The sequence below is a fragment of the Pedococcus sp. P1_H8 genome (assembly GCF_056405175.1).
Genome location: NZ_JBFUCP010000201.1, coordinates 1 through 470 on the forward strand (window position 1 = coordinate 1; position 470 = coordinate 470).

At 75.1% G+C, this 470-nt stretch carries 1 protein-coding gene; it reads right to left on the reverse strand.

Annotated features, from left to right (window positions below; genetic code table 11):
* Positions 1-40: 40 nt before the first annotated feature.
* Positions 41-470, reverse strand: a 430-nt coding sequence (locus AC1DYG_RS19585; RefSeq protein WP_477641521.1) for a type VII secretion protein EccB, incomplete at its 5' end; no start/stop codon positions are given.

Here is a 470-nt window from a genome sequence, read left to right on the forward strand (position 1 = left end):
GGATCGGGCTGCTCGCGTCGCTGCCGCTCCGCCGCGTCCGTCAGCGAGCGGGGTCGGGTACCACCACCGGGTGATCGTCCGGCGCCACCCCGTCATGAGCGAGGAACGCGGCCTCTCGCCCCAGCGTGGGCCCCGGCGCCAGCAGCGACAGGATGGGCCACGGCGCCGGCGCGCCGGGGGCGGTCAGACCGAGAGCCTTTGCCGCGTCGTCGTTCTCGACTCCGTAGCGCACCCCGGTGTCGGCCACGAAGAACAGTGCGCCACGGCGCTCACTGGACGCCGCGATGCCCGTGGAGTGGACCAGACCACCGTTGCCCGGACGCAGGTAGACGGCATCGGCGTTGTCCCCGGCTCCGTCGGCCTGGGCCAGCATGACGGGACGAGCACCGTCGGGCAGCGGAAGCGTGTTCCCGGCGATCACGCTGACCGTCGCGCGCAGCCCGCCCGGCGCCGCGGCGGCGCCCGGCACC